This is a genomic window from Paraburkholderia sp. 35.1 (genome assembly GCF_050436525.1).
In the GTDB taxonomy this organism is placed as follows: Bacteria; Pseudomonadota; Gammaproteobacteria; order Burkholderiales; family Burkholderiaceae; genus Paraburkholderia; species Paraburkholderia tuberum.
Genome location: NZ_JBNDMJ010000003.1, coordinates 998,360 through 1,018,093, shown reverse-complemented (window position 1 = coordinate 1,018,093; position 19,734 = coordinate 998,360). Strand labels below are relative to the sequence as shown.

General features: G+C 66.0%; 16 protein-coding genes and 2 pseudogenes. 17 read left to right on the top strand and 1 reads right to left on the bottom strand.

Going from position 1 to position 19,734, the window contains the following annotated elements:
- The first annotated feature begins 57 nt into the window (after positions 1–57).
- From OKW27_RS24660 to OKW27_RS24585, 16 genes and pseudogenes are all read left to right on the top strand, one after another.
- Positions 58–783, top strand: coding sequence for a beta-ketoacyl synthase chain length factor (locus OKW27_RS24660; RefSeq protein ID WP_184070800.1), 726 nt, complete (start codon positions 58–60; stop codon positions 781–783).
- A complete protein-coding gene (locus tag OKW27_RS24655) occupies positions 767–1,561 on the top strand; it encodes a lysophospholipid acyltransferase family protein (RefSeq protein WP_429335154.1) in 795 nt (264 codons plus the stop codon). The genes OKW27_RS24660 and OKW27_RS24655 overlap by 17 nt, the downstream gene beginning before the upstream one ends.
- On the top strand, positions 1,536–1,835 hold the full coding sequence (locus OKW27_RS24650) for a phosphopantetheine-binding protein (protein ID WP_090801395.1): 300 nt from the start codon (positions 1,536–1,538) through the stop codon (positions 1,833–1,835). The genes OKW27_RS24655 and OKW27_RS24650 overlap by 26 nt, the downstream gene beginning before the upstream one ends.
- Before the next feature lie 2 nt (positions 1,836–1,837).
- Positions 1,838–2,089: an acyl carrier protein gene (locus tag OKW27_RS24645; protein WP_184053061.1), complete on the top strand. Its 252-nt coding sequence runs from the start codon at positions 1,838–1,840 to the stop codon at positions 2,087–2,089.
- Positions 2,089–2,757, top strand: a complete 669-nt coding sequence (locus tag OKW27_RS24640; RefSeq protein ID WP_429335153.1) for a hypothetical protein — start codon at positions 2,089–2,091, stop codon at positions 2,755–2,757. Before OKW27_RS24645 ends, OKW27_RS24640 begins: the two co-directional genes overlap by 1 nt.
- The gene (locus OKW27_RS24635) at positions 2,757–4,496 is read left to right on the top strand and encodes an AMP-binding protein (RefSeq protein ID WP_429335152.1); all 1,740 of its coding nucleotides are present in this window, start codon (positions 2,757–2,759) and stop codon (positions 4,494–4,496) included. Before OKW27_RS24640 ends, OKW27_RS24635 begins: the two co-directional genes overlap by 1 nt.
- A complete protein-coding gene (locus OKW27_RS24630; RefSeq protein WP_429335151.1) occupies positions 4,496–6,220 on the top strand; it encodes a glycosyltransferase family 2 protein in 1,725 nt (574 codons plus the stop codon). The genes OKW27_RS24635 and OKW27_RS24630 overlap by 1 nt, the downstream gene beginning before the upstream one ends.
- A gap of 90 nt (positions 6,221–6,310) precedes the next feature.
- Complete coding sequence (locus tag OKW27_RS24625; RefSeq protein WP_184053046.1) at positions 6,311–6,751, top strand: acyl-CoA thioesterase; 441 nt, start codon at positions 6,311–6,313, stop codon at positions 6,749–6,751.
- Entirely contained in the window at positions 6,739–7,467 is a 729-nt protein-coding gene (locus tag OKW27_RS24620; protein ID WP_429335150.1) for a LolA family protein, read from the top strand. The genes OKW27_RS24625 and OKW27_RS24620 overlap by 13 nt, the downstream gene beginning before the upstream one ends.
- Positions 7,467–9,927 (top strand): annotated as a pseudogene (locus OKW27_RS24615) (MMPL family transporter). Before OKW27_RS24620 ends, OKW27_RS24615 begins: the two are co-directional and overlap by 1 nt.
- Positions 9,924–11,109: pseudogene (locus OKW27_RS24610) on the top strand (beta-ketoacyl-[acyl-carrier-protein] synthase family protein). The pseudogenes OKW27_RS24615 and OKW27_RS24610 overlap by 4 nt, the downstream one beginning before the upstream one ends.
- 5 nt (positions 11,110–11,114) lie before the next feature.
- Entirely contained in the window at positions 11,115–11,603 is a 489-nt protein-coding gene (locus OKW27_RS24605) for a hotdog family protein (RefSeq protein ID WP_429335149.1), read from the top strand.
- Entirely contained in the window at positions 11,600–12,325 is a 726-nt protein-coding gene (locus OKW27_RS24600; protein WP_090801376.1) for a 3-ketoacyl-ACP reductase FabG2, read from the top strand. Before OKW27_RS24605 ends, OKW27_RS24600 begins: the two co-directional genes overlap by 4 nt.
- Positions 12,325–13,551 (top strand): beta-ketoacyl-ACP synthase, encoded by a 1,227-nt coding sequence (locus tag OKW27_RS24595; RefSeq protein ID WP_429335148.1) that lies wholly within the window; start codon positions 12,325–12,327, stop codon positions 13,549–13,551. The genes OKW27_RS24600 and OKW27_RS24595 overlap by 1 nt, the downstream gene beginning before the upstream one ends.
- Positions 13,548–14,828: a beta-ketoacyl-[acyl-carrier-protein] synthase family protein gene (locus OKW27_RS24590; RefSeq protein ID WP_429335147.1), complete on the top strand. Its 1,281-nt coding sequence runs from the start codon at positions 13,548–13,550 to the stop codon at positions 14,826–14,828. The genes OKW27_RS24595 and OKW27_RS24590 overlap by 4 nt, the downstream gene beginning before the upstream one ends.
- Entirely contained in the window at positions 14,825–16,069 is a 1,245-nt protein-coding gene (locus OKW27_RS24585) for an NAD(P)/FAD-dependent oxidoreductase (protein ID WP_429335146.1), read from the top strand. Before OKW27_RS24590 ends, OKW27_RS24585 begins: the two co-directional genes overlap by 4 nt.
- Positions 16,070–16,584: 515 nt before the next feature.
- Here the strand turns inward: OKW27_RS24585 and OKW27_RS24580 are convergent.
- Positions 16,585–17,460, bottom strand: a complete 876-nt coding sequence (locus OKW27_RS24580) for a lipid A biosynthesis lauroyl acyltransferase (RefSeq protein WP_429335145.1) — start codon at positions 17,458–17,460, stop codon at positions 16,585–16,587.
- Positions 17,461–18,419: 959 nt separating this feature from the next.
- On the opposite strand from OKW27_RS24580, the gene OKW27_RS24575 reads away from it, so the two are divergent.
- The gene (locus OKW27_RS24575) at positions 18,420–19,703 is read left to right on the top strand and encodes a hypothetical protein (protein WP_429335144.1); all 1,284 of its coding nucleotides are present in this window, start codon (positions 18,420–18,422) and stop codon (positions 19,701–19,703) included.
- Positions 19,704–19,734 lie beyond the last annotated feature (31 nt).

Genomic DNA, 19,734 nt, shown 5'->3' with positions numbered 1-19,734 from the left:
CTGTGTATTCCGTCAGGCGCTTGAGCCCCTTCCCCGTTTCCACGCGCGAACATCAATATGCCCGATCTGCACTGGACCATTCCGGTCGGTCGCTGGTCTAGCTGGCCGGCTACCTCGTCTGCCGCACCCGATATCGGCTTCATCGAGCCGATCGTGCGGCGGCGTCTCAGCACGCTGTCCAAGCTGGCGCTCAAGGTCGCGCACGACTGCGTCGCGCAGGAACCCGCGCGCGTGGTGTTCGCTTCGCGGCACGGGGAGTTGCGCCGTACCACCGACATCCTGCGCAGCATCAGCGCCGGCGAGCCGGTGTCGCCGACCGCCTTCAGCCTGTCGGTGTTGAACGCGATGACCGGCGTGTTCGGGATTGCGCGCGGCGACCGCTCGGCCGCGAGCGCGGTATCGGCTGGAGCGCAGACGCTCGGCTATGCGCTGCTCGAAGCGTACGCGCAATACGCAACGCAACCGGATGCGCCGGTGCTGCTCGTGTATGCCGACGAACCGGCCGATCTCGCGTACGGCACGATCGAAGACGAAGTGCATGGCGGTGCGATCGCGGTGTTGCTCGACAAAGATGCGTCGGCTGGGCACGTTGTTTGCTCTTTGACCCGCGCTGACGAGGAGGTGGCCGAGCAACGCGGCGACCCGCGATCCGCGTTGAGCGACGCCCCGAGCTTTCCAACCCAGAGCCAGGCGCTGCTGCACTGCCTCGAAACCGGCCAGCCCGCGCGCTGGCAGCGCGCCGGCGCGCTGTGGCACTGGAGGTGGGATGAGCGCGCGGCTTGATTACGCGTGGCGTTTTTGCGCGACTGGCCTCGCTTTCGTCGCGTTCGGCGTGTGCGGCGTGCTGTTTTCGGTACTCGTGTTTCCGCTCGCGTGGCTGTGGCCGCATCGCGCGTCGCGGCAGCGCGCGGTGACCGTCGTGATTCACCGGTTTTTCCGCGCGCTCGTCGCGGTGCTGCGCGGTCTCGGCGTGATGGAACTCGAAGTGTCCGGCGCCGAGGCGTTGTGCGCGGGCGGGCCGGCGGTCGTCGTCGCGAATCACCCGACTTACCTCGACGTGATGGTTCTGCTGTCGTTGACGCCGCGCGCGTGCTGCGTCGTGAAGCACGCGCACTGGCACAACCCGTGTTTCTGGGGCATCGTGCGCGCGGCCGAATACGTGAGCAACGCGGACGCGATCGCGCTCGTCGAGGCCGGCGCGAAGCAGCTCGCGGCCGGCTATACGATGATCATTTTTCCGGAAGGCACGCGCAGCCCGGCGCCGAACCGGCTGCACGCGTTCTCGCGCGGATTCGCGCACATGGCGCTGAAGGCCGGCGCGCCGATCGTGCCGGTATTGATGGATTGCGATCCGCCCGCGTTCACGCGGCAGATGCGCTGGTACGACGTGCCGGCGCGCGCTTTCCGGATGCGCGTGAACGTGCTCGCGCCGCTTGGCGTCGACGAGCTGGCCGCGCACGACACCACCGCGGCCATTGCGGCGCGCAGCGTGACGAATGCCGTAGAAGCCCACATTACCCAGCACCTGTTCGACTATGGATTCTTTAAAACTGGAAATTAAAAAGCTTCTGATCGAAGCCCTCGATCTCGAAGACCTGAGCCCCGCCGATATCGACGACGACGCCCCGTTGTTCGGTTCCGACGGCATCGGTCTCGATTCGATCGACGCGCTCGAAATCGGCATCGTGCTGCGCAAACAATACCAATTGACCATCGTGGCGAACGACGAACGCACGCGCGAGCACTTTCGCTCGATCAACACGCTTGCCGCGTTGGTCGAGAGTCAGCGCGAAGCGGCGCACGCTGCGAACGAAACCGCAAGGAAGGGGGTTTAATCGTGTCCGAGACTGAGATTCTTGAGCGCATCCGCGCGATCTTTCAGGAAAACTTCGCGATCGAGCCGCAGCGCGTGACGCCCGACGCTCACCTGTTCGAAGACCTCGATCTCGACAGCATCGACGCGGTCGATCTCGCGATCAAGCTGCAGGAGATGACCGGCCGCCGCATCAAGCCGGAGAACTTCAAATCCGTGCGCACGGTCGGCGACGTGATCGGCGCGGTCGAATCGCTGCTCGCGGCGCAAGGCTGATGCCGGTCGCGCACCCGCGCACGCAGATGTCGCAGCCACGTCCCGCCGCAAGCGAATCCGGCGCGCGGCCTCACTGGAGCAGGACCGTCCTGCAGGTGCTGCTGAAACTCGCTTACCCCGCGCTGATCTTGTGCGCATGGCGCTGGGACGCGCCGCGTCTCGTCGGCGGCATGCTGCTGGTGACTTTATGGCTGCAGCGCTGGGCCGGTGGCGGTCCGGTTGCGATGTCGCTGCGGCAGCTTTCCACGCTCGACTGGACCGTGGTGGCGATGCTGAGCTGCGCATCGGCGACGATCGTCGTCACCGATAGCGAGCTGCTGCTGCGCTTCTATCCGTCGCTCGTCAATCTCGGTTTGCTGATCGCGTTCGGCGCGACGCTCGTGCGCGGGCCGTCGATGATCGAAAAATTTGCGCGCCTCGGCAGTCCCGATCTGCCGCCGGGTGCGGTGCGCTATACGCGGCGCGTGACCCAGGTCTGGTGCGTTTTCTTCGTGCTGAACGGCGCGTTTTCCGTCTACACCGCGCTCTATTGGAGCCGCGCGGCCTGGTCGCTGTACAACGGCGCGATCGCCTATGCACTGATCGGCGCGCTGCTGGCGGGCGAATACGTATGGCGACGTCTGTTCGTGCTGCCGCGCGCCGCGCGAGCGGATTCGGAGGCCGCCTGATGCTCGCGCTGCATGATCTGTTGTCGGCCGATGCCGCGCTTGCGACGTGCGCCGCACCGGTGTGCCGCGATGGCGCCGTGCTGCTCGATCGCGCGGCGTTTCGCGCGCGCGTCGAGGGCTTGATCGAGCTCGTGCGAACGCCCGACGCGCGGCGCTGCGCGCTCTGCATCGACGATCCGTTCGAGTTCGCCTGCGCATTGTTCGCGCTGCTCGCGTGCGGCAAGGAGCCGGTGATTCCGGCCAATGCAACGCCGGGCTATCTCGCCGATCTCGCGCACGCCTACGACTTCCTGCTGACGGATGCGGATCTGCCGCCGTTCGTCGCAGCGACGCATCGCGCGGCTCACACCGCCCGCCCGATCGACGCCCATGCGCCGATGACGCTCTACACATCCGGCAGCAGCGGCACGCCGAAGCCGATCCGCAAGACGCTCGCGCAATTCAACGCCGAAGTCCACACGCTCGAACGGCAATGGGGCGCATTGCTCGGCGACGCGACGATGCTCGCGAGCGTGCCGCATCACCACATCTACGGTTTGCTGTTTCGCGTGTTGTGGCCGCTCGCGGCCGGCCGCGCCTTCGATCGCGCGATCGGCGTCGAGCCGCTGCAACTGCAGGCGCGCATCGCGCAATGCGGCGCGACGGCGGTGGTGTCGACGCCCGCGCAGCTGTCGCGTTGGCCCGCGTTGCCGGGCTTCGCCGCGCTTACGCCCGCGCCGCGCGCGTTCTTTTCGTCGGGTGGCCCGCTCGCGGCCGACGCCGCGCTGGCCTATGCGGCGAGCTACGGCGCGGCGCCGCTCGAAATCTACGGCAGCACGGAAACCGGGGGGATCGCGTGGCGGCGTCAGGATCAGGGCGACGCGTGGCAGCCGGTCGCCGGCGCCCAGGTGCGCCGCGACGACGACGGCGCGCTGTGCGTGCGTTCGCCGCATCTCGACCACGACGGCTGGCATCGCACCGGCGATCGCATCGCGTTCGATGCCGACGGGCGCTTTCGCTTGCAAGGGCGCCTCGACCGCGTGCTGAAGCTCGGCGGCAAGCGCGTCTCGCTGCCCGAACTCGAGGCGCGTCTCGCGCTGCATCCGTATGTCGCGCAGGCGGCGCTGGTGCCGCTCATAGGCGCGTCGCGCGAACGCGTCGGCGCGGTGGTCGCGCTGACCGAAGCGGGCGGCGCTGCGTTGTGCGACGAAGGCCGCGTCGCGCTGGCGAAAACGCTGCGCCGGCATCTGGCCGATTACTTCGATGCGGTCGTGCTGCCGCGTCATTGGCGTTTTCGCGTGAGCCTGCCATTCGACGCGCGCGGCAAGCTGCCCGCGAGCGCGGTTGCGGCCGCGTTCGCGCCGCTCGCCGAGGGCATGGAAGTGCTCGCCGAAACGCGCGTCGGCGACATGCGCGTCGGCGACATGCGCGTCGGCGACATGCGCGTCGGCGACACGCTGCACTACGTGCTGCGCGTGCCGCAGTCACTCCAGCATTTCGCCGGCCACTTTCCGGGTCTGCCGATTCTGCCGGGCGTCGTGCAGGTCGACTGGGCAGCGCGGCTCGCGGCCGGGCATTGGCCGCGCGTGCGAGAGGTGGCATCGGTCGACCGCCTGAAGTTCATGGCGCCGGTGTCGCCCGGTGCGGTGCTCGAGCTCACGCTCGCCTATGATGCCGCGCGCCGGCGCGTGCAGTTCGCGTACCGGCTCGACGGACGCGAATGCGCGTCGGGCTTGCTCGTGCATCGGGAGGACGCGTGATGACGTTCGCGCCCTGCATCGTCATTCCGATCTACAACCACAAGGACGCGATCGGAGCGAGCGTCGCGCATCTCGCGGTGCACGGCCTGCCGATCTTCGTCGTCGACGACGGCAGCGACGCGCCGACCCAGCGGGTACTCGCCGCGCTCGCCCTGCAATACGCGCAGCAGATGACGCTGCTGCGTCTGCCCGCAAACGGCGGCAAGGGCGCGGCAGTAATGGCGGGCCTGCGCGCGGCGCGCGCCGCGGGCTATACGCACGCGCTGCAGATCGACGCCGACGGCCAGCACGATGCGACCGACGTGCCGCGCTTCATCGATGCCGCGTGCGCCGAACCCGGCGCGGTGATTCTCGGCCGTCCGGTCTACGACGACAGCGTGCCGAAGGCACGTCTGTACGGCCGCTATCTGACCCACGTGTGGGTGTGGATCGAGACGCTGTCGCTGACGATTCGCGATTCGATGTGCGGCTTTCGTCTGTATCCGCTCGCGCTCGCGTGCGAGCTGATCGACAGCGTGCGACTGCCCACGCGCATGGACTTCGACATCGAGATCCTCGTGCGTCTCTACTGGCGCCGCGCCGCGTTCCGCTCGGTCCCGACGCGCGTGACCTACGCGGCCGACGGCGTGTCGCATTTCGACGTGCTGTGGGACAACGTGCGAATCAGCCGCAGCCATACGCGGCTCGTGTTCGGGATGCTGTGGCGTCTGCCGATGCTGCTCGCGCACAAGCTGATGCCGCGCCGCGGCGCGCTGGCCGACGCCGCCGATGAAGCCCGGCCCGAAGCATGGTGGCGCATCGCCGAACGCGGCAGTCGCCTCGGCATGAGCCTGCTCGCGCTGAGCTGCAAGCTGTTCGGCCGCCGCTTCACCGCGCTGTGGCTGCATCCGGTCGTCGCGTATTTTCTGCTGACGGGCCGCGCGGCGCGCGCCGCTTCAGACAACTACTTCGCGCATCTGAGCGCGGTCGCGCCGTCGGCGGATACGCCGCGCCCGGGCTGGCTGTCCGCGTATCGCCATATGCTCGCGTTCGCGCAATCGGGCTTCGACAAGCTCGCCGCATGGACCGGCCGCGTCGACGACACCGACGTCACGTTCGACGATCCTGCGGCGTTCGAAGCACTGATCGCGAGCGGCAAGGGCGCGCTCGTGATCGGCGCGCACCTCGGCAATCTGGAGATGATGCGCGCGCTCGCCATCCGCGGCAAACACGCGAAGGTCACGGCGGTCGTCTACACCGGGCACGCGCGCCGCTTCAATGAGGTGCTGGCGTCGTCGAATCGCGACTTCGCGCGGCATCTGCTCGAAGTCGGCGACTTCGGTCCCGAGACGGCGGTGCTGATGCAGCAGCGCATCGATGCGGGCGAACTGCTGGTGATCGTCGGCGATCGGGTGCCGGCGCGCGAGGCGGGACGCACCACCGACGCGCAATTTCTTGGCGCGAGCGCGCCGTTCGCGCAAGGACCCTACGTGCTCGCGCATGCGCTCGGCTGTCCGGTCTACCTGTTCTTCTGCCTGAAGGAACGCGACGGTTACCGCATGTATTTCGAGCCGTTCGCCGAGCGCATCGAGCTGCCGCGCCGCGAACGCGCGCAGCATCTGGCAGCGTGGGCGCAACGCTACGCGCTGCGCCTCGAACACTATTGCCGCAAGGCCCCTTACCAATGGTTCAATTTCTTCGATTTCTGGGCCAGCCCCGAGCGAGGCGCAAATGGCCGACCATGACCTGAACGATGTACGGCACCTACGCGCTGTTACGAGTGCCGCGGCGCATGTGGATGCCGGTGCCGCTGCCGATCGCCAAGGAGTCAACGCATGAGCGAGCCCGCGAAAACGCAGCACGTGCTCGCCGCGAGCGCGACCGTCGAAGTGCCGTTTCACGACGTCGACGCGATGAACGTGTGCTGGCACGGCAATTATCTGAAGTACTTCGAGTTGGGCCGCGCGGCGCTGTTGCGCGCGTTCGACTACGACTATCGCGAGATGCGGGCGTCCGGCTACCTGTGGCCGATCGTCGAGGCGCATCTGAGGTACGTGCGGGCCGCCGTGTACGGACAGAAGATCGAGGTGCGCGCGCAACTGCTCGAATACGAAAACCGCCTGAAAATAGGCTATGAAATCGTCGATTGCGCATCGGGCGCGCGGCTCACGAAGGGCTATACGATCCAGGTCGCCGTCGATGCCGCCACCGAGGAATTGCAGTTCGTGTCGCCGCCGGTCGTATTCGAAAAGCTGGAGCGCGTATGGGGACGGTGAACCGGTGCGCGCTGGGAGCGCTCGTGTCGCGGCTGGCGGGGGCGATCGTCGCAATAGGGGCGCTTGCATTGGCAGCGGCGTCGGCCGATGCGGCCACCGCCAGCAATACGGCTCCAGCCGCCAACGCCGCCAACGCCGCCAACGCCGCCAGCAACGCCAACACCGCGCTCGTCTCGCAGATCGCCGCGCATCTCGCGCAGCCCAAGGGCGTGCGCGCGCAATTCACGCAGACGCAGACGCTTGCCGCGATGAAGCAGCCGCTCGTCAGCAACGGCACCTTGCTGTTCTTCCGCGAGCGCGGCGTGATCTGGCGGATCGACACGCCGTACAAGGCCACCTACGTGATCACCGACGCAGGCGTCGCGCAGCTCGACGCCAGCGGCCGCCGCGTGAGCACGCATAGCGCGCAGGGCAGCCGCGGCGTCGCGCAAGTGTCGAAGATGATGCGAGCGATGCTCGGCGGCGATCTGTCGGCGCTGTACTCGCAGTTCGACGTGAGCGCCGAAGGCAGCGCCGCGCAATGGCGCATGCGACTCACGCCGAATCAACCGCAGCTCGCGCAATCGATCAAGGGCCTCGACATGAGCGGCGGCGATTATCTGCAAAACCTGCGCATCACGCTCGCGAACGGCGACGTGACAAAGCTCGAGTTCGCGAACAGCACGGCCGTTGCCGAGCCGACGCCGGACGAGCGCAGCCTGTTCGGAGCGCCGTGATGGACATGCCGCAGCAGCGAACCGCGAAACCTGCGTGGGGCGTGCGCGCCGCATGGCTCGTGCTCGCGCGGCTGGCGGCGCTGTATTGCGGCTGGCGCTTCGCCGGAGCGTCGCCGCTCGAAACCAATCTGCTCGCGCTGCTGCCCGCGACCGAAGCGGACCCGGTCGCCGAGAAAAGCGGTCGACACGCTCGCGAGTGCGCTCGGCGATCGCACCGTGCTGCTCGTCACGAGCCGCGACGATGCGCACGCGAAAGCGGCCGCGAAGCAGCTGGGCGCGTCGCTGCAAAAGAGCGGCGCATTCGCCTCGATGACGGCCGAACTGCCGCCGTTCGACCTGTCGCAGATCTCGGCGCTGTATCTGCCTTACCGCTTCGGCCTGCTCGCGCCGGCCGATCGCACCGCGCTCGCGACCGCGCGCGCGACGACGCTGCACGACATGCTCGCGCAGCGCATCTACAGCCCGCTGCAAGGCGGCCTCAGTACGCAACTCGCCGACGATCCGTTCGGCTGGCTCGAACGCTGGCTCGGCAATCTGCCGCTCGCGACGTCGAATCTCGAAGTCGAGGACAACCTGCTGGTGTCGCATCGTCACGACGCGCATGGCGACATGACCAGCGTGCTGGTCATCGCGACCCTGCCGGGCTCCGCCTACGAAACGAAGACGCAGCGCGCGGTACACGCCGCGCTCGCCAATGCGGAAAGCGGGTTGCGTCAGACGTTCCCCGACGTATCGGTTGCACGCACGGGCGCCGTGTTCTACGCCGAGGCCGCGCGCAGCGCTTCCGAACGCGAGGTGCACGTGATCGGCATCGCGTCGCTCGCCGGCATCGCGCTGCTGATGATGTGGGTGTTCCGCTCGCCGCGTCTGTTGCTGTTCGGCTTCGTATCGACCGCGCTCGGCATCGTCTGCGCGCTCGCCGCGACGCTGCTGGTCTTCGGCAAGCTGCATCTGTTGACGCTCGTGTTCGGCGCGAGCCTGATCGGCGAGGCCGTCGATTACTCGATCCAGTATTTCGTCGTCTATCTCGGCGCGGGCCGCGACTGGGATGCGCGGCTCGGCGCGCGGAGGGTACGGCCCGCGCTGGGCGTTGCGCTGGCGACGAGCCTGCTCGGCTACGCGATCCTGATGTGGGTGCCGTTCCCCGCGTTGAAGCAGATCGCGTGCTTCGCGATGGTGGGCATTACGACCGCGTTCGCGTCGGTGCTGTGGCTGCTGCCCGCGCTGCTCACGCGCGCGCCGAAGCACAGCCCTCGGCGCCTGTTCGCGGGCGCGGCGCGGCTGCTCGCGCGCTGGCAGCATGCGCTCGGCGGCAAGCGCGCCTGGCTGGTCGCCGCGCTGCTGCTGATCGCGTCGGTGCCCGGTTGGCTGCGTCTGAGCAGCGACGACGACATCCATCTGCTGATCCAGCGCGATGCGTCGCTGGCCGCGCAGGAAGACACGGTGCGCGAGGCGGTCGGCGTCGATAACAGCGCGCAGTTTTTCGTCGTGCGCGGCGCGACCCAGGAAGCGGTGCTGCAACGCGCCGAAGCGCTCGGTGCGAAGCTCGATGCGCTGAACGGCAGCGCCGATAGCGTCGGCGGCTACCAGTCGGTCGCGCAGTTCGTGCCGTCCGCGCAACGTCAGAGCGAAGATCGCGCGCTGCTCGCGCAGCATGTGTTCGGCGACTTCGCCGCGTTGCGTGCGACGCTGCTGCAAGCAGGCTTCAAGGACGAAGTCGCCGATGCGTGGCTCGCCGGGTTCGCCAAGCCGCCCGCGCCGCTGACCGTCGAGCGCTGGCTCGCGGCGCCGTGGTCGCAGCCGTATCGGCATCTGTGGCTCGGCGCGGTGGGATCGAACGACAAGAATCGGGCCCGTCAACCTGGCTACGCGGCCGTCGTGATCCCGCAAGGCGTGACGCCGCGCAACGAGCCCGCGCTGATCGCGCTCGCGCGCGGCCTGCCCGGCGTCGTGTTCGTCGATAAGGCCGCGAGCGTGTCGAGGCTGTTCGGCGCGTATCGCGTGGATAGCGGCTGGTGGCTCGGCGGCGCGCTCGTGCTCGTGTGCGTGCTGCTGATGCTGCGCTACGGGGCGCGCGGGGGTATCGCCACGACCTTGCCCGTGCTGTTCGCGGTCGGCGTCGCGCTGGCGGTATTCGGCTACGCGGGCGTGCCGCTCAATCTGTTCAACTGGCTCGCGCTGATGCTGGTGCTTGGCGTCGGCGCAAACTATGCGGTGTTCCTGCGCGAAGGCTGCGCGCGCGCAGAGGCGGATCTCGGCGCGGTGTGGACCGGCGTGCTGCTGTCGGCGGCGACCACGTTGTTGTCGTTCGGCATGCTCGGCATGAGCGCGATGCCCGCGCTCAAAAGCTTCGGCACCACGCTCGCGCTCGGCATCGCGGTGGCGGTGCTGCTCGCGCCTCTCGGCATGCCATCGGCAGCGCGCTCGGGCAAGTCATCGGAACCACGGGGGGCGGCATGAAAGCGCCAACAGTTTATTTGCACGCGCTAGGCATGATCAACGCGCTCGGCGGCGACGTCGACGAGATCGTGCCGGCGCTCGCCGCCGCGCGCTCGCCCGGCATGGGCAATGTGCATACCGGCATCGGCGACGCGTTCGTCGGCAGCGTGCTCGCGCCGCTCGATCTCGCGCCGCGCGCCGACCTCGCGCGCTACGACTGCCGCAACAACCGGCTGCTGCTCGCGGCGCTCGCGCAGATCGCGCCGGCGCTCGAAGCCGCGCGCGAGCGCTACGGCCCGCAGCGCATCGGCGTCGTGCTCGGCACCAGCACGTCGGGCATCGAGGCGGCCGAAACCGCGTTCGTCTATCACGCACGAGCCGGCGCGTTGCCGGCCAACTTCAACTATCGGCAAATGGAAATCGGCACCGCCGCGCCGTTCGCTGCCGCCGCGCTCGGCGTGCACGGGCCGGCGTTTACGATTTCGACCGCGTGTACGTCGAGCGCGAAGGCGTTCGCGTCGGCGCGTCGGCTGCTGCAATTGCAGCTATGCGATGCGGTGGTCGTCGGTGGTGTCGATTCGCTATGCGAATTGACGGTGCAGGGCTTTGCGTCGCTCGAATCGACCAGCAGCGCGCGCACCAATCCGATGAGCCGCAATCGCCGCGGCATCAACGTCGGCGAGGGCGCGGCCGTGTTCCTGATGAGCCGCGACGAAGCGGCGGTGCGGCTCGCGGGCCCTCGGCGAATCGAGCGACGCGCATCATATTTCGGCGCCGGACCCGCAGGGCGTCGGTGGCGAACTCGCGCTTCGCGAAGCGCTCGCGGACGCGGGCATCGCGGCCTCGGCGGTCGGCTAGGTGAATCTGCACGCGACCGCCACGCAGAAGAACGACGAAATGGAAGCGCGTCTGATGGCGCGCGTGTTCCCCGGCGGCGTCGCCGCGAGCGGCACCAAGCCGTTGACCGGCCACCAGCTCGGCGCGGCCGGCGCGACCGAACTCGGCTTCGCGTGGCTCACGCTCGCGCGCGAGAACGCGACGCTGCCGCCGCATCTATGGGACGGCGAGGCCGATCCCGCGCTGCCCGCGCTCGATCTCGTCGCGGGCGCGCGCCATCTGCCGCGCGGCACGGGCACGCAGTACGCGATGAGCAATTCGTTCGCGTTCGGCGGCAGCAATGTCAGCCTGATTCTCGCCCGGTAAAGCGCATGACGACTCCGCCACTCACTGTCGAGCAACTCGTGCGTCAGCCGATCGAAGCGATCATCCCGCATCGCGGCAGCATGCTGCTGCTCGAGGCGATCGACACGTTCGCCGACACCACGCTGAGCGCATTCGCCAAGGTCGACCCGCACGCATGGTATGCCGACGCCGCCGGCGCGATGCCCGCGTGGATCGGCATCGAGCTGATGGCGCAGGCGATCGCCGCGCACATCGCGCTCGTCGCGATGCGCGGCGCGGGCCATGCGCGTCCCGGCGTGCTGCTCGGCTCGCGCAGCTATCAGGCGTTGCAGCCGGTGTTCCAAAGCGGCGCGCGTTTGCGCGTTCACGTGAGCGAGCTGCTGCGCAGCGACGCAGGCCACAGTGCCTACGAATGCACGATCGACGACGGCGACGCGCGCTGTGCCGAAGCGGTGATCAAGGTGTTTCAACCGCCCGATTTCCAGTCATTCATCGAAGGGAGTATGAGTTCATGAGCCGGCGAGTTCTCGTTACCGGCGCAAGCCGCGGCATCGGCCGCGCGATTGCGTACAAGTTGGCCGCCGACGGTTTCGCCGTGACCGTGCATTGCCGCACCGGACGCAGCGAAGCCGACGCAGTCGCGACGGGCATCGCCGCGCAGGGCGGCACGGCGCGCGTGCTGCAATTCGACGTGCGCGAGCGCGCCGTGTGCCGCGAGGCGCTCGAAGCCGACGTCGCCGCGCACGGTCCTTACTACGGCATCGTGTGCAGCGCGGGTGTCACGCGCGACGCGGCGTTTCCGGCGCTCACCGGAGAAGACTGGGACGTCGTGATCGAAACCGGCCTCGATGCCTTCTACAACGTCGTGCATCCGCTGACGATGCCGATGGTGCGCGCGCGCCAGGGCGGCCGTATCGTCACGATCGCGTCGGTGTCGGGCGTGATGGGCAATCGCGGCCAGGTCAATTACAGCGCCGCGAAAGCGGGACTGATCGGCGCGACCAAGGCGCTCGCGGTCGAACTCGCGTCGCGCAACATCACCGTCAATTGCGTCGCGCCGGGGTTGATCGAAACCGGCATGCTCGAACAGGTGACGCTCGATCATGCGCTGAAGACCGTGCCGATGAACCGCGTCGGCCAGCCGGCGGAGGTCGCGTCGGTGGTGAGCTTTCTGATGTCGGATGGCGCGTCGTATGTGACGCGCCAGGTGATCGGCGTGAACGGCGGGATGGTCTGATGAAGCGCGTCGTCATCACCGGCATGGGCGGCGTGACCGCGTTCGGCGATAGCTGGGACGCGGTTCAAGCGCGCCTGAAGCGCGGCGAGAACGCGGTGCGGCGCATGTCCGAGTGGGATTACTTCGAGTCGCTGCATACGCGGCTCGCGTGTCCGCTGCCCGGGTTCACGATCCCCGCGCATTACCCGCGCAAGAGAGTGCGTTCGATGGGCCCGGTGTCGCTGTACTCGGTGCGCGCGAGCGAACTCGCGCTCGCCGACGCGGGCCTCGCCGACGACACGAGCATCGCGGATGGCCGCATGGGCGTCGCGTACGGTTCGTCGTCGGGCTCGGTGCAGCCGATCCGCGCGTTCGGCACGATGCTCGAAACCGGTTTGATGAGCAACGTCACGTCGAACAGCTACGTGCAGATGATGCCGCACACGACGGCCGTCAACGTGAGCCTGTTCTGGGACCTCAAAGGCCGCATCATCCCGACCTCGTGCGCGTGCGCGTCGGGCAGCCAGGCGATCGGCTATGCGTACGAGGCGATCCAGTCCGGCAAACAGACGCTGATGCTCGCGGGCGGCGCGGAAGAGCTGTCGGGTCCCGCGGTCGCCGTGTTCGACACGCTGTACGCGACCAGCACGCGCAACGACGAGCCGCATCTGACGCCGCGTCCGTTCGATGCCGCGCGCGACGGCCTCGTGGTCGGCGAGGGCGCGGCGACGCTCGTCCTCGAAGAATACGAGCATGCGCTGGCGCGCGGCGCGCGGATTCACGCGGAAGTGGTCGGCTTCGGCTGCAATTCGGACGGCGCGCACATGACGCAGCCCACCGCCGACACGATGGCGCTCGCGATGCAACTCGCGCTGCGCGACGCGCAATTGCCGCCCGAGGCGATTGCCTACGTGAACGCGCACGGTACCTCGACCGATCGCGGCGACATCGCCGAAAGCCACGCGACCGCGCAGACCTTCGGCGCGCGCATGCCGGTCAGCTCGCTAAAAAGCTATGTGGGCCATACGCTAGGCGCGTGCGGCGCGATCGAGGCGTGGTGGACGATCGAGATGATGAAGCGCAACTGGTACGTGCCCACCCTGAATCTCGACCACCTCGATCCGGCTTGCGCGCCGCTGGATTACATCGTCGGCGACGCGCGCGAGATCGACGCCGAGTACGTGATGAGCAACAACTTCGCGTTCGGCGGCATCAACACGTCGCTGATTTTCCGGCGCGTTCGATGAGCACAGGCCTGCAACGCGTGGTCGTGACCGGCATGGGCATCGTGTCGTGTCTCGGCAATACGCTCGACCAGGTCTGCGCGGCGTTGCGCGCGGGGCACTCGCGAATCGAGCGTATCGATGCGTGGCGCGAGCGCGGATTTGCATCGCAAGTCGCGGGCGTGGCGTCGGTCGCGCACGAGGTGCCGTTCGAGCGCAAGCTCGAACGCTTCATGGGCGACACCGCGCGCTTTGCGTGCCACGCGGCGCGACGCGCGATCGACGATGCAAGGCTCGACCTCGCTTCATTGCAGTCGCCGCGCGCGGGTGTCGTGATCGGCTCGGGCGTCGGCACGATGGCGAGCTACGACGCGGCGCTCGCGATCGCGCACACGCGCGGCGTCGACAAGGTGCCGCCGTTCACGGTGCCGCATACGATGAGCAGCACCGCGTCGGCGAACGTCGCGCAGATGTTCGGGATCGAAGGCGTCGGCTATTCGCCGTCATCGGCATGCACGACGTCGGCACTCGCGATCGGGCAGGCGATGCAGCTGATCCAGACCGGCCGCCAGCAGATCGTGCTCGCGGGCGGCAGCGAAGCGCTGCACGACAACACGACGCTGATGTTCGACGCGATGGGCGCGCTGTCGCGCCGCTTCAACGACACGCCCCGGAGCGCGTCGCGACCGTACGACACGCAGCGCGATGGCTTCGTGATCGCGTCGGGCGGCGGCGTGCTCGTGCTCGAAGCGCTCGACCATGCGCTCGCGCGCGGCGCGCGCATCTACGCGGAGCTGAGCGGCTTCGGCGATTGCACCGATCGCGCGGGCATGGTCGCGCCGCGTGCGGCCGGCATCGCGCGCGCGATGCGCGGCGCGCTCGAGCAGGCGGGCCGGCGTCCCGACTACGTGAACACGCATGCGCCGTCCACACCGCTCGGCGATCTCGAAGAGCTGCACGCGTTGCGCGACGTGTTCGGTGCATCGGCGCAAGGGTTGCCCGCGTTTTCGTCGACCAAGGGCATGACCGGGCATTCGCTCGGCGCGTGCGGCGCGCACGAAGCGATCTATACGCTGTTGATGATGCGCGACGGCTTCATCGCGGCGACCGCGCTGGTGGATACGCCGGAGCCGCAAGTGCGGGACATGCCGCTCGTGCGCGTGACGCGCGACGCGCGCATCGACACGGCGATGTCGGTTTCTTTCGGGTTCGGCGGGAGTTGCGCGAGCCTGATGTTCGACGCGTGGCGAGGCTCACATACGGCGCGGCAACGTACGCAAACCGTTGGAGGAGTGATTTGAACAGCGATTCTTCAAAGCGGACCGTGGTCGACGTCGCGATCATCGGCGCGGGTCCCGCCGGCGCGGTGGCCGCCGCGCTGCTGCGTAAGGCGGGCCGCTCGGTGCTGGTGCTGGAGCGTCAGCACTTTCCGCGCTTCTCGATCGGCGAGAGCCTGTTGCCGCAAAGCATGGCGTACCTCGAAGAGGCCGGCATGCTGCAGGCCGTCGTCGAGGCGGGCTTCCAGTACAAGAACGGCGCGCACTTCGTATATCGCGACCAGAGCTCGTCGTTCGACTTTCGCGACAAGCATTCGCCGGGCTGGGGCACCACGTACCAGGTCGAGCGCGCGCTGTTCGACGACGTGCTGATTCGCTGCGCGGCCGCGCAGGGTGCCGACGTGCGGTTCGGCCACACGGTGAGCGCGGTGCGCACGGGCGCGGCACCGGTGCTCGACGTCGTCGATGAAAGTGCCGGCGCGTATCGGGTCGAAGCGCGTTTCGTGCTCGATGCGAGCGGCTTCGGGCGCGTGCTGCCGCGCCTGCTGAAGCTGGAGGCGCCGACGCGCATGCCGACGCGTGCCGCATTGTTCACGCACGTGCGCGACGGGCTCGCGCTCGACGACATCGATCGCAACAAGATCTGCATCGCGACGCATCCCGAGCGTCGCGACGTGTGGTTCTGGATGATTCCGCTCGCGGGCGGCCGTTGTTCGGTGGGATGTGTCGCCGAGGCGAGTTTTCTCGAGGTGCCCGAAACGCAGCGCGAGGCGACGCTGCGCGCGCTGATCCAGCAGGAGCCGACGCTGAACCGGCTGATCGGGCAGGCGCCGTTCCTGATGCCGGTACGGCAGATCGGCGGCTACGCAGCGAATGTCGCGAGTCTGCATGGGCCGGGCTATGCGCTGCTCGGCAATGCGGGCGAGTTTCTCGATCCGGTGTTTTCCTCGGGCGTGACGATCGCGCTGCGCTCCGCGCATCTGGCGGCGCGCGCGCTGAACCGGCAGCTCGACGGCGCGCCGGTCGACTGGTCACCCGATTACGACGTGCCGTTGCGCAAGGGCATCGATACGTTCCGCGCATTCGTCGAGCGCTGGTACACGGGCGAGCTGCAGGACATCATCTACTACCCGGAACAGGTGACGCCGATCCGCCGCATGATCTGCGCGGTGCTCGCCGGTTACGCGTGGGACGAGTCGAATCCGTATGTCGCGGATCCGGTGCGGCGCCTCAACGCGTTGCACGAGGTGTGCAAGGCGGGCTGAGGCGGGGCGCCGCTTTGGGCGTGTCCCAGGGGATCGAGGGCAGTTGAGGTTTTGGGCTGTCGCCCATATACGGACAACCCCGAGCACGGTATCTATCTGGATGCTAGCCAATCTAGGCAGCAACTTCAAATAGATCGTCGACACGCCTATGTCCTTGTCCGTATTTGAAATGCACTCCGTGGAGCTGCGCTGTCAAAGGCCCCTTGGTGCCTGTTATGTCATCTGCGATGAGCGGCACTACAAGGCGTGCCTCGGAAGGGCCGCAGACCTTTAGAAGGCCAAGGCGGAGACCCAGGAATTTCTCATGAAACTTAAACCGTATCTTTGCAGGGGCACGTAAGCATGTCTTTGCACCTGAGAACCTCCTCGTAGGTGCTTTGGCGTAGCGCTGCATCCCGCAAAAACCGCCATTCCATTGGCGAGCAGGAAAAAGCCTGGCTATGCAAACTTTGAAAACACACAACGCGTTGATGCCGGCAAGCGCTGCCTGCAGGCTCAATGACTAAGCGAACCGGTCAATATACCGATGCCATATCCGGCGGTCGGAGCTTGAAACGTCGGTGCACCCAGTAATACTGCTCGGGAAATTTGACGACCTGTTCCTCAAGGAACGCATTCATGCGGCGCGCGTCGTCCACATCACTCTCCGATGGGAAGTCCGCGAGCGGCTCGAAAATCGTCAACTTATACCCTTGATAATTCGGGAGTACCTCAGTCACGAAGGGAACAACCCGCGCGCGACCCAGTCTCGCGAGCCGCGAAACGGCTGTGAGCGTGCAGGCGGGAACGCCGAAGAATGGGACAAAAACAGAGTTGTGAACGCCCTGGTCCATATCCGCCGCGAGCATGACTGGTTTGCCGGAACGCAACAATCCCACTATCTTTCTGGCACTTGTCGCGCGCTCGATCATCTCTGCTCCGAATCTGCCGCGTTGCCGCTTGGCCAGGTCGCATAGGGCTGTGCTTGACATACGCGTATACAGTGAGGCGACGGGGAAGTGTGTCGAGTAGAGCATGCAGCCGACCTCAATGGCCACAAAGTGAAAACCCATGAAGATGGTGGGCGGGGCTGCATCGTCATCGAGATCAATTTTGCTTTCAATCTGGACGAGATCCCGGATCGACTGCGCACTGCCAAACCACTGGATGCCTCGCTCGAGATAGCTGCGAACAACGTGGCGGAAGTGAGCTCTTGCGAGCTTCTGATGTTCGCGGCTAGTCTTCTCGGGAAAGCAAAGACACAAGTTCACCAGGACGATATGCTTGCGGCGGCTCGGAAGCGCATACAACGCAGTGCCGACAACCATCCCGAGCCTTGCGACGAATTTGTAAGGAAGTACGGAAAGCGTGCGTAGCAACGCCACGATGAGCGCAAGACCGAGGCATTTCAAAGACTGTCCCCTATGGGTGGTGAAGTTTGGAAAGCGAAGTCAGACGCCAAGCAGGCGACCTTTCTGCTCATCACTGCTTCATGGGAATGTTTTCGCTCTCGATGTCAGCCGTGCACTATCTCGATGTCAGCCGTGCACTATACAGTCCAAGCGCGATCACCGGGTTACCGGTGACGACTCGCGAACTTACCGGGCGTAACAGGCGGCTTAGGTGCGACTTACCCCAACGATTCTGGTCGTGAGTAATCGTCGCTTGCATCGACGACGCTGTTCCACGACTCAAAGGGGATCCTGCTGGCGGCGGTTATGCGAACGGCACTTCCACGCAGAAGGGGGACCTCCGTTCTGCAAAACAGTGCGCGGCGGCTTCGGACCGGTCTATGCCTACCGCATCAGGCTCAGGTCGGCCACAAGCCGCCGGTCGAGGTCGCCTCCAATCTGAATAACCAAGGGCTCGTTCGCCCTTCCTCAATGGCCGGTCTCCGGCGAGTGAATTACCGGTGGCACTGCCTCAACCCGGCCAGGAGCTGACGGTCGCCGCCTCCGCGCTCCGGCCATTCAGATGACTGCTTCACGTTGAAACCTGCCTTCTAAACAGCCCATTCGAGCAAATCGGCTGAGGTGAACACTAGTGCCAACGTGCCACGGGGAAATAGCGGTAGCTCACGTAGGCAATGCAGGAATGGCCGAGGCTCGTCAGTGGCCTGACGCCATGCATCGCAGCAGTTCGGCCGCTTCGGCCCTTCGGTTAGGCCCCCGACTCGACGGCGAAGCAGTCTGCAAGGCGCCGCAATCCGATGTCGCGCGAGTCGAATCGTCGTCCTGCACTGCGGGGGCGCTAACATCATGATTGGACCCCCTTGTTCACCGATGCGTACATCAGCGACAATCATTCGTCGTTTCGAAGGTGGCAGTTGTTGAAACAGAAACATGTATCCTTGAACGCCCAGGGCGATCCCATGACCGATACGAGCAGCATCGCACCATTGGTGCAAACATTCCTGTCCGCTTACGACGCCCCGGAAAAGGATCAGATCTGGCAACAGTTAAGCCAAAGGATTCGCAGCTTTTGGACCGCCCGCATTCTGTCGGATACAGCAGACTCGCTTTCCGACGAAGAGTGCGACGAAGTAATTCGCATACTGGACCGGAACGGAAAGGGAAACACACGAGACGACGAAGCCGTTGCCAAGGTCATGGTGCCCCAAGGTGCATGGCGGCGAATGCTCAACGAATTCCGCAACAACCGGTCACTGGGTGAACTGGTCTACGCGGTGCTGATTGAGACCGATGACTTGCGTAAAGCCGAGTTGATCAACGAACTGTATGCGAAGAATGTAGGCCAGAAAAACAACCTTACCGGACCGAGCGGAAATACTGTATGCGCGTATCTCGCGGCCTTCGATCCCGTCAACAATCTGTCGATCATTTCGTTGAACGACAGGCGGGCGGTCATAGAGTATTTTGGCCTTTCACATGACGTTGACTGGGACACAACGTCAATCGGCAAGCGCATAGTTGACACCAATCGGGCGATCCTCGACGGCATGCGAAGCTTGGGCCTCGAAGGCACCGCGCGAACAATAGCGTGCTTCTTCTATTACCCCTCGGTTAAGGCACTCTGGAAAGGTGAGGATACAGTAAAGCGCGTTGACAACAAGAACATCAGCGTAATGGTGCCGACCGTCCCGGATGAAGAGGAAGAAGAAGCGCTCGATATCGAGTCCGTGCGCGAGTCGATGCAAATACAGGGACTCATTGCTCGCATTGGAGCGTCAATGGGCTTTAGCATCTGGTTACCGAAAGCGGACCGTAGTCGCGTGCTCAAAGTCTGGCAGCCTGGTCCGGGCGTCCTGATTGACGAACTGCCGTTGAGCTATGACCCCACCACGATGAAGACTATCGAGCAGATCGATGTGCTCTGGCTCCGCAGGCGATCCATCGTGCGTGCATTCGAAGTCGAGCACACGACTTCCGTCTATTCCGGTCTGCTGCGAATGGCGGACCTCGTTGCCCTGCAGCCAAATATCCATATCAAGCTTCATATCGTCGCGCCAGCCGAAAAACGGGAGAAGGTGCTTCAGGAGATCCAGCGCCCGGTCTTCTCTCTTCTCGAAGGTCGTGCGCTCAGTGAAATGTGTACGTACCTGTCGTACGACAATGCAAAGGAAATTGGCAATTTGAAGCATCTGACACATATGTCCGACGAGTTGATCGAGGCTTACGAGGAAGCTGCCGAGTAGCAAACAGTGTCTGCCTCACCTCACTGCCGCA

What these genes read in the sequence shown, in the direction of transcription:
- OKW27_RS24660 (WP_184070800.1), top strand. Translation starts at nt 58, where the DNA reads ATGCCCGATCTGCACTGGACCATTCCGGTCGGTCGCTGGTCTAGCTGG.
- OKW27_RS24655 (WP_429335154.1), top strand. Translation starts at nt 767, where the DNA reads ATGAGCGCGCGGCTTGATTACGCGTGGCGTTTTTGCGCGACTGGCCTC.
- OKW27_RS24650 (WP_090801395.1), top strand. Translation starts at nt 1,536, where the DNA reads ATGGATTCTTTAAAACTGGAAATTAAAAAGCTTCTGATCGAAGCCCTC.
- OKW27_RS24640 (WP_429335153.1), top strand. Translation starts at nt 2,089, where the DNA reads ATGCCGGTCGCGCACCCGCGCACGCAGATGTCGCAGCCACGTCCCGCC.
- OKW27_RS24635 (WP_429335152.1), top strand. Translation starts at nt 2,757, where the DNA reads ATGCTCGCGCTGCATGATCTGTTGTCGGCCGATGCCGCGCTTGCGACG.
- OKW27_RS24630 (WP_429335151.1), top strand. Translation starts at nt 4,496, where the DNA reads ATGACGTTCGCGCCCTGCATCGTCATTCCGATCTACAACCACAAGGAC.
- OKW27_RS24625 (WP_184053046.1), top strand. Translation starts at nt 6,311, where the DNA reads ATGAGCGAGCCCGCGAAAACGCAGCACGTGCTCGCCGCGAGCGCGACC.
- OKW27_RS24620 (WP_429335150.1), top strand. Translation starts at nt 6,739, where the DNA reads ATGGGGACGGTGAACCGGTGCGCGCTGGGAGCGCTCGTGTCGCGGCTG.
- OKW27_RS24605 (WP_429335149.1), top strand. Translation starts at nt 11,115, where the DNA reads ATGACGACTCCGCCACTCACTGTCGAGCAACTCGTGCGTCAGCCGATC.
- OKW27_RS24600 (WP_090801376.1), top strand. Translation starts at nt 11,600, where the DNA reads ATGAGCCGGCGAGTTCTCGTTACCGGCGCAAGCCGCGGCATCGGCCGC.
- OKW27_RS24595 (WP_429335148.1), top strand. Translation starts at nt 12,325, where the DNA reads ATGAAGCGCGTCGTCATCACCGGCATGGGCGGCGTGACCGCGTTCGGC.
- OKW27_RS24590 (WP_429335147.1), top strand. Translation starts at nt 13,548, where the DNA reads ATGAGCACAGGCCTGCAACGCGTGGTCGTGACCGGCATGGGCATCGTG.
- OKW27_RS24575 (WP_429335144.1), top strand. Translation starts at nt 18,420, where the DNA reads ATGACCGATACGAGCAGCATCGCACCATTGGTGCAAACATTCCTGTCC.